General features: G+C 64.9%; 7 protein-coding genes. 5 read left to right on the forward strand and 2 right to left on the reverse strand.

All coding sequences use genetic code 11. The features are described from left to right. Positions 1-2,582 precede the first annotated feature (2,582 nt). From CQ047_RS18420 to CQ047_RS18440, 5 genes are all read left to right on the forward strand, one after another. Positions 2,583-3,506, forward strand: coding sequence for a ParA family protein (locus CQ047_RS18420; RefSeq protein ID WP_105677488.1), 924 nt, complete (start codon positions 2,583-2,585; stop codon positions 3,504-3,506). After that, on the forward strand, positions 3,506-4,477 hold the full coding sequence (locus tag CQ047_RS18425) for a ParB/RepB/Spo0J family partition protein (RefSeq protein WP_105677489.1): 972 nt from the start codon (positions 3,506-3,508) through the stop codon (positions 4,475-4,477). The genes CQ047_RS18420 and CQ047_RS18425 overlap by 1 nt, the downstream gene beginning before the upstream one ends. Positions 4,478-4,595: 118 nt before the next feature. Beyond that, positions 4,596-6,038, forward strand: a complete 1,443-nt coding sequence (locus tag CQ047_RS18430; RefSeq protein ID WP_105677490.1) for a sugar porter family MFS transporter — start codon at positions 4,596-4,598, stop codon at positions 6,036-6,038. Positions 6,039-6,085: 47 nt separating this feature from the next. After that, complete coding sequence (locus CQ047_RS18435) at positions 6,086-6,421, forward strand: tryptophan synthase subunit alpha (protein ID WP_105677492.1); 336 nt, start codon at positions 6,086-6,088, stop codon at positions 6,419-6,421. 19 nt (positions 6,422-6,440) lie between these two features. Next, entirely contained in the window at positions 6,441-6,959 is a 519-nt protein-coding gene (locus tag CQ047_RS18440; protein ID WP_105677493.1) for a GrpB family protein, read from the forward strand. Positions 6,960-7,019: 60 nt separating this feature from the next. Here CQ047_RS18440 and trxA read toward each other — a convergent pair whose 3' ends face one another. Both trxA and trxB read right to left on the reverse strand, forming a co-directional pair. Continuing rightward, positions 7,020-7,343, reverse strand: a complete 324-nt coding sequence (gene trxA, locus CQ047_RS18445) for a thioredoxin (protein WP_105677494.1) — start codon at positions 7,341-7,343, stop codon at positions 7,020-7,022. A gap of 69 nt (positions 7,344-7,412) precedes the next feature. Next, entirely contained in the window at positions 7,413-8,387 is a 975-nt protein-coding gene (trxB, locus tag CQ047_RS18450; protein WP_105677495.1) for a thioredoxin-disulfide reductase, read from the reverse strand. Positions 8,388-8,576: the final 189 nt, after the last annotated feature.

Consider the following 8,576-nt stretch of genomic DNA (forward strand, 5'->3'; position numbering starts at 1 on the left):
GGCGTAGGCGTAGGCGTAGGCGTAGGCGTAGGCGTAGGCGTAGGCGTAGGCGTAGGCGCCATTCGGCACGCCAATTCGGATGCTTCCGGTTGATGCTGTGTCCTCGTGCGCGTTTCGGGATGACAGCGCGTGACGAGAGTGTTTCGCGTGAAACGGCACTGAAGCCACCACTCATCGCTCCGAACTGTGTGCAAAAGGCCATGGCCCACCCAGCCGGCGGTTCAGTGTGGGCACAGGCGCATTCGTGAGTTTCGCGAAGGACGTAGGTAGGGAGTGTATGTTTCACGTGAAACAAGGGAGGGCTCCTGCGAAGAGACGCGGTATTGAGGCGGGTTTCACCGGACCTTGCTGAGCTCGCTTGATGGCGAGTTCAACGTTCTCACACGGCGAGAAGAGCTCTTCTGAGAGGTGAGAGCCCCACGCTTGCCGAGGGACTAGTGGACGCGGAAGAGGCTTGCGAAGCGGTCGTTCTGAGCTGATCCAGCGTGATGTGGTGCTGATGACGGCACAACGGGAAGAAGTCCGCTACTACGATCGATGATTCTGCCGACTTCGCTGCCTGGCTTCCGTCCAGTCGGCGCGGTGTGGCTCACGGACATATGTCGCGCTCGGAGTGTTTCACGTGAAACACCATCCACGCACGCACGCACGTTACGGTTGCCTCCGTCGTTAGTGAGGAGCCTCCCTCAGTAGCCGAGGGATTAATGAGATCTTGGGGCGGTGGTCGTGTCATGGAGTCTTTTCAACCCCGAGCAGCAGCGGATTGGGCGGAGAACGCGCATCGACGGCCGCACCGCCCTGGTCGCCCCTGGAGTGTATCGACGCACGAAGGATCACCACTCGTTGACTGGCTCTGGGTACTGCGCGCGGGCGAACGTGGCGACCAAGAAGAACAGTGGGGGAGGGATGATGAGTACTGCCCACGGGGCGACGCGCAGTCCGTAGGCCCATGTTTCACGTGAAACGTCGCGCCTGTTGACGTTGATGGACCGTCTCGGGGATCTCGTTCCCGTCTAACGAGTTCGGTGTGTGATCTATGAGAAGCGAGGTGTAGTCCTGGAGCGGTGAGCGGTGAGCGGTGAGCGGTGAGCGGTGAGCGGTGGGTCGTGAGTGGTGGGTCGTGAGTCGTGAGAGGTGAGGCGTGAGAGGTGAAGTGGCGACGGAATGGACGGTGGTGGGGCGTGCGGCACCGGATCGTGGGGTCTTGCACGCGGTAACGTGTCCGGTGTCCGGTGTCCGCGGTCCGGTTGGTGGTTGGCAGTGGCCGACGGCCGGTTTCCGGCTTGATGTGGGGAATAGGGCAGGCCTGGCGGCTGCGGGGGATGGGTGAGATAGCGAGATCGACCACAGTTTCACGTGAAACAACGCATGAGTCATTCTTCTCCTCTGCGCCTCACGGACCCCGGATGATCCTGGCCGGAGCGGCGAACATGGTTCGACAGTGTTGAGCATGCTGGTCTCGACCACTGATGAGGTGACACTTCACGTGGGCCACCCCCTGCTTTGCGTCTACCTAGTCGCAGAGACCGACGACCCGCGTGACCAACGCCTCTCGAAAGCGCGGAGGGGGAGTACCTGGCCAACGCTTCACGTGAAAGACTCATGTGATCCCCCATCCAGTCCTCGTCCACAAGCTCCCAGATGCCCGGCCGGCATGACGAACGTGATGCGACAGTGCTGAAGATGGTGGCGCCGACCACCGATTCACGTGAAACGGACTTGTGTCCCCATCCTCTCTTCTTCCACGGGCTCCCAGACGGTTCTGATCGGCGTGACGAACGTGATGCGACAGTGCTGAAGATGGTGGTCTCGACCACCGTTCACGTGAAACAACACATGAGCCACACTTTCTTGCTTTGCACCCACCTGGTCCCAGAAGCCGACGATCGGCGTGACCAACGCCTCGCGGGATTACGAAAGGGGGAGGAGCTGATCACCGCTTCAGGTGAAGCAATCTTGTGAGCGCCTCATATGCCCTTCGTCCACAGACTCCCAGCAGACGCCGGTCGGCGTGACCAACGTCATGCAACAGCGTGAAAAGAGCGGATCCGACCGCCGTTTCACGTGAAACATCACAGGAGACACCTCGCTACTCTTCGTCCACAGACTCCCAGATGTGGCGTCACGAACGTGGTGCTACAACGTGGACAGGAGCAGATTCGTCGACTGCTTCACGCGAAACATCACAGGACTACCTTTCGGTTCTACATGCATCGACTCGCAGACGGAGTCGGCCAACGTGACGAACGTGATGCAAGAGCGCGTAGGAGAGTGGTGCCGCATCATGGCGTCACGAACGTCGATGCAACCCGAGCGCACCGACATGCACCTGCCGAGACTGGAGCGACGCCGCAGCCACAGGCATCGGTGGGCGCCCAGCTGCGAGCATCCCATTGGCGCACGCAGAGACTCCGATTTCGTCAGAGCAACACACCTGCCAGTGACCTCTCACCGCGACGAGCAGTTCTGAAGATACCCAGGACAGCCTGCAAATCCGCAGCAAGTAATCCCCAGGCCCTACATCTCCGCTCAGCCACGTCGCCTGTAGCGATTAGACTCGAACCCGGCCCCGAAAGGAGTGGATGTTTCACGTGAAACAATCCGAAAAGGCATCACCGAACACCTTCGGGATGGATACGCCGCTCGCGCGGGAGCTCGCCGACCTCTCTGCCCGCCGCAGGGTTCTCGAAGACGTCTCGATCGACTTCAGCGGTGACACCCGCATCCTCACCGTCTCGAACCAGAAGGGCGGCGTGGGCAAGACCACGACGGCGGTGAACATCGCCTCAGCTCTCGCAGGACTCGGCGCCAAGGTCCTTGTGATCGACCTCGACCCGCAGGGCAACGCGTCCACCGCATTGGGAGTGCCTCACACTGCGGAAGTCCCCAGCGTCTACGACGTGCTGATCGATGAGTTCCCTCTCGCAGACATCGTGCAGCAGAGCCCCGAGAACGAGAACCTCTTCTGCGCGCCGAGCACGATCCACCTCGCCGGCGCCGAGATCGAGCTCGTCGCCCAGGTCGCTCGTGAGCACCGACTGCGTCGTGCTCTGCTCGACTACCTCGAGAGCAACCCGATGGACTTCGTCATCATCGACTGCCCTCCGTCTCTGGGGCTGCTGACGATCAACGCCTTCACGGCGGCGTCCGAGGTCTTCATCCCCATCCAGTGCGAGTACTACGCCCTGGAAGGACTGAGCCAGCTGCTCGGGAGCATCCAGATGATCCAGAAGCACCTGAACCCCGGGCTGCACCTGTCGACCATCCTGCTCACGATGTTCGACGGACGCACCCGCCTCGCCCACCAGGTGGCCGAAGAGGTGCGCACTCACTTCCCGACGCAGGTGCTCGACACCGTGATCCCGCGCTCGGTGCGGGTCTCGGAGGCGCCGAGCTTCGGACAGACCGTGATCGCCTACGATGGGCAGTCCGCCGGTGCGATCGCGTACCGCGAGGCCGCCGTCGAGATCGCGTCGCGCACAGCGGCGCAGAGCAAGGAGAAATGATGGCGAAGCGCACTGGGCTGGGTCGGGGGATCAGCGCCCTCATTCCCACCGCTGATCAGGCAGAGCGTCCGGTGGATGTGTTCTTCCCCGGGGCATCCATCAAGAAGGTCGAAGAGGCTGCAGCGCAGCCCGTCGAGGATGCTGCGTCCGAACTCGAGGCGATCCCCGGCATCCACCTGATCCAGATCGACCCGCACGAGATCGTTCCCAACCCTCGTCAGCCGCGCACGCACTTCGACACGGAGCACCTCGCGGAGCTCGTGCACAGCGTGCGCGAGTTCGGTGTCATGCAGCCCGTCGTCGTGCGCAGGAACAGCGAGGGAGCTTACGAGCTCATCATGGGCGAGCGCCGTACGCGCGCGGCCCGCGAGGCGGGACTCACGTCGATCCCCGCGGTCGTCCGCGAGACAGCCGATGAGGACCTGCTTCGAGACGCTCTGCTCGAGAACCTGCACCGGTCGGAGCTGAACCCCCTGGAAGAGGCATCCGCCTACCAGCAGCTGCTCGAGGACTTCGGCATCACGCAGGAGGAGCTCGCGACCCGCATCGGACGATCGCGTCCGCGCATCAGCAACACGATCCGTCTGCTCAAACTGCCCGTCCCCGTGCAGCAGCGCGTCGCCGCCGGTGTGCTGAGCGCCGGCCATGCCCGCGCCATCCTGAGCCTGGAGACGCCGGAGGCGATGCAGCGGCTCGCCGACAAGGTCGTCAACGAAGACCTGTCTGTCCGCGCGACCGAGGTGGCGGCGAAGACCGAGCCGTCCACGCCCGCTCGCACCGCGAAGCCGACTCCCGGCGCCCGCCGCGCGTACCTCGATGAGGTCGCCGGAAAGCTGGGTGACAGGCTCAACACCCGGGTGAAGATCAGCCTCGGTGCACGCAAAGGCCAGGTCACGATTGATTTCGCATCCATCCAGGATCTGAATCGCATCCTCGATGAGCTCGGCGAAGAGGGCTACGGCCGCAGCTGACGACCGCCGAGACCACGAAGAACCCCGCGCTGCAGAAACCTGTGGCGCGGGGTTCTTCGTTGTGCAAGTGTGTTGACCACCGACGCCGTCGCCGGTGGTCATGACGGAGGGTGGGATCATGGCTGGACACGGGGCAGTACCCCAGGAGGAATCGGTCTTCGACGACGAGGGCGACTCGAAGAGCGCAGGAGTGATCAGGATCGCCGTGGTCGCCGCGCTCGGTGGCTTCCTCTTCGGCTACGACAGCGCGGTCATCAACGGCGCGGTGTCGGCAGTCGAGAAGACCTTCGATGCGGATCCGGTGTCACTCGGGTTCGCCGTGGCATCCGCTCTGCTCGGCGCGGCCGTGGGCGCCCTGATCGCCGGAAGGATCGCCGACCGGGTCGGCCGACTCGCGGTCATGAAGATCGCCGCGGTGCTGTTCCTGATCTCCGCCGTGGTCGCCGGCCTCGCGCCCGACCTGTGGGTTCTCATCGTGGGGCGCGTGATCGGCGGTCTGGGTGTCGGCATGGCGTCGGTGATCGCCCCGGCCTATATCGCCGAGATCGCTCCCGCACGCATCCGCGGACGCCTCGCCTCGCTACAGCAGCTCGCGATCGTCACCGGCATCTTCATCTCCCTGCTCGTGGACTTCCTGATCGCCACCGCTGCCGGAGGCTCCAACGAGCCGTTCTGGCTGGGCCTGGGCGCCTGGCAGTGGATGTTCCTCGCCATGGCCGTCCCGGCCGTCGTGTACGGCGGGCTGGCTCTGACGATCCCCGAGTCCCCGCGGTTCCTGGTGGCTCAGCATCGCGTCGACGAGGCCAGGGAGGTGCTGGCGAAGATGCTCGGCCCCGACAAGATCGAGACGACCGTCATCCGCATCCAGGCCACCATGGAGCGCACCACCAAGCCGTCCTGGGCCGACCTGCGCACCCCGACGGGCAAGATCGCCGGCATCGTCTGGGTGGGCCTGCTGCTGTCGATCTTCCAGCAGTTCGTCGGCATCAACGTGATCTTCTACTACTCGAACATCCTCTGGGAGGCCGTCGGCTTCGACGAGTCGCAGGCGTTCGTCATCACGGTGATCAGTGCGGTGATCAACATCCTGACGACGCTGATCGCGATCGCGACGGTCGACCGCTTCGGGCGCAAGCCGCTGCTCATCATCGGCTCGATCGGCATGACCGTGACGCTGGCGACCATGGCCGTGATCTTCGGCACGGCGCCGGTCGTCGACGGCACGCCGGTGCTCCAGGGCGCAGCGGGACCGATCGCCCTCATCGCGGCGAACCTCTTCGTGATCTCGTTCGGCATGTCGTGGGGTCCCGTGGTCTGGGTGCTGCTCGGCGAGATGTTCCCGAACCGCATGCGCGCCGCGGCGCTCTCCCTGGCCGCAGCAGGGCAGTGGATCGCGAACTGGGTCATCACGGTCTCGTTCCCGGGTCTCAAGGACGTCTCCCTGGGCCTCGCATACGGCCTCTACGCGACCTTCGCCCTGCTGTCGCTGCTGTTCGTGTGGCGGTTCGTGCAGGAGACGAAGGGCAAGTCCCTGGAGGACATGGGGGAGACCACGCGATGAGGAGCGGATGCCGCCCGGCATCCGCTCTCGGCACGTAGGCTGGAAGCATGACCGAGCACGTTCCCCGCCGCGCCAGCCTCGAAGTGCTGCGTGCGGAGGCGTCGGACGAACTGGCCGTGCTGATCCAGGAGCGGCTCCTCGGGGGAGAGGACCCCTGGGAGTTCATGGAGGAGCTGCCCAGCGTCGACGAGCTCGTCGTGTACCTGCTGCGTGCCGACAACATCGCCGCGAACGACGGCGTGCGACCGAGCGAGGCGCGTCACTACCGCGTCCTGCGGCAGATCGCGCTGGAGTATCCGGAGCTGACACCTGCCGTATGGGGCCTGCTCGACGAGAAGCAGCGTCACCGTCGGTGGGACCCGACGGTGGCCGACGCCTCCTGAGAGGCACTCCGTGCCCCGGATGCTCGTCGCCTACGACCCCGTCTGGCCGCAGCGCTTCGAGAGCATCGCGGCAGGGCTGCGCGATCTCGGCGACCCTGACTGGGTGATCGAGCACATCGGCTCCACGGCGGTCCCCGGACTGCGCGCGAAGCCGGTCATCGATGTCGCGATCCGAGTGGTGGATGCGGCGGAGTTCGCCCGCCATCGACCCGCTCTGGAGAGCGCGGGGTGGCGTGCGGAGAGCTCTGTGCGCACGCATCCCGTCCTCGTCCTGAGCGACGACGGCACGCGCATCGCCATCGCGCACTTCTTCCCCGCGGAGGAGTGGGATGCCGCCAACCAGAGGATCCTGCGGGACTGGCTGCGCGCCCACGGTGATGACGCCGCGCTCTACGCCCACGCCAAGTGCGACGCGGTGGCGGCCGCGGCGCGGGGGAGATCGTCGTACAACGCGGCCAAGACCGAGGTGATCCAGGACATCGTGGATCGGGCGAGAGCATCCCTCGGCCTGCCATCGGTGCCCGTCTCCGACAAGTAGGGATGCAGAAGGGCCGCCACCTCCTGAAGGAGCGACGGCCCGAAGACTGCGTGCGGGAGGTCAGCCGATGAAAGCGGCGAGATCCTGCTCGAGAGCGAACTTCGGCTTGGCGCCGATGATGCTCGTCTTGACCTCTCCGCCGACGAAGACCTTCATCGCCGGGATCGAGGTGATCTGGTACTGCATCGCGAGCTGCGGGTTCTCGTCGACGTTCAGCTTGAGGATGGTGATCTTGTCGGGGTTGTCGGCCTGGATCTCATCCAGCACCGGCGAGACCATACGACACGGACCGCACCACTCGGCCCAGAAGTCCACCAGCACCGGACCGTCGGCCTGCAGAACGTCCTGCTCCCAGGTCGCCTGGCTCGTAGCCTTTGCACTCATCAGAGTTTCTCCTTGATTCGAGGTATCGTCCGCTACAACAGCGAACGATGCGATTGTGTTCCCGCTGCCTCAGGCGACGATGACCTCGGCGGCCTCCGCAGCGGGGACCTCCACCGAGGCGTCGTCAAAATCCGCGAGGAAGTGCTCCGCGTCGAGCGCGGCGACCGTGCCGGAGCCGGCGGCCGTGATGGCCTGACGGTAGGTGGGGTCGATCACGTCGCCGGCCGCGAAGACGCCGGGCACCGAGGTGACCGACGAACGACCGTCGACCCAGATGGTGCCCTCGTCGGTGAGCGTCAGCTTGTCGTGCACGAGGTGCGTACGCGGATCGTTGCCGATCGCGATGAACAGGCCGTCGAGGGGCAGGTCGCTGAGCGTGCCGTCGACCGTGTTGCGCAGCTGCACACCGGTCACGGAGTCACCGCCGAGAACTTCTGCGACCTCGCTGTTCCACACGAACTCGATCTTCTCGTTCGCGAAGGCGCGTTCCTGCATGATCTTCGAGGCGCGCAGCGTGTCCTTGCGGTGGATCACGTAGACCTTGTCGGCGAAGCGCGTGAGGAAGGTCGCCTCCTCCATCGCGGAGTCGCCGCCGCCCACGACGGCGATCGTCTTCTCGCGGAAGAAGAAGCCGTCGCAGGTCGCGCACCAGGAGACGCCGTAGCCGGAGAGGCGCTCTTCGCCCTCGATGCCGAGCTTGCGGTAGGCGGAGCCCGTCGCGTAGATCAGGGTGCGCGTCTCGTGCACGGCGCCGCTGCCGAGGGTGACCGTCTTCACGGGTCCTTCGAGGTCGAGTGAGGTGACGTCGTCGTAGAGGACCTCGGTGCCGAACTTCTCCGCCTGCTCCTGCAGCTTGGCCATGAGCTCGGGGCCCTGGATCCCCTCCGGGAAGCCGGGGTAGTTCTCGACCTCGGTGGTGTTCATCAGCTCGCCGCCGACCTCCACCGAGCTCGCGATGAGCAGCGGCTTGAGGCTCGCCCGCGCCGCGTAGATGGCGGCGGTGAATCCGGCGGGGCCGGAGCCGATGATGATGACCTGACGCATGTGCTCTCTCTCTTCCCTGAAAAGGGGTTCCGCTGCTTCAACCAATGGTAACCGCGGGGCATTCCCCTGACCCAGCGCTCTCCTGTACGCGGCGCCGTGGCGTCGACGTCACGTGCAGTCGCCGAGTGGACAGGATGTCGACGCGGAGTCCTCGTGCACTCGACGAGTACTCGTGCACTCGACGGAGGG

The sequence above is a fragment of the Microbacterium sp. MYb72 genome (assembly GCF_002979415.1).
Taxonomy (GTDB): domain Bacteria; phylum Actinomycetota; class Actinomycetes; order Actinomycetales; family Microbacteriaceae; genus Microbacterium; species Microbacterium natoriense.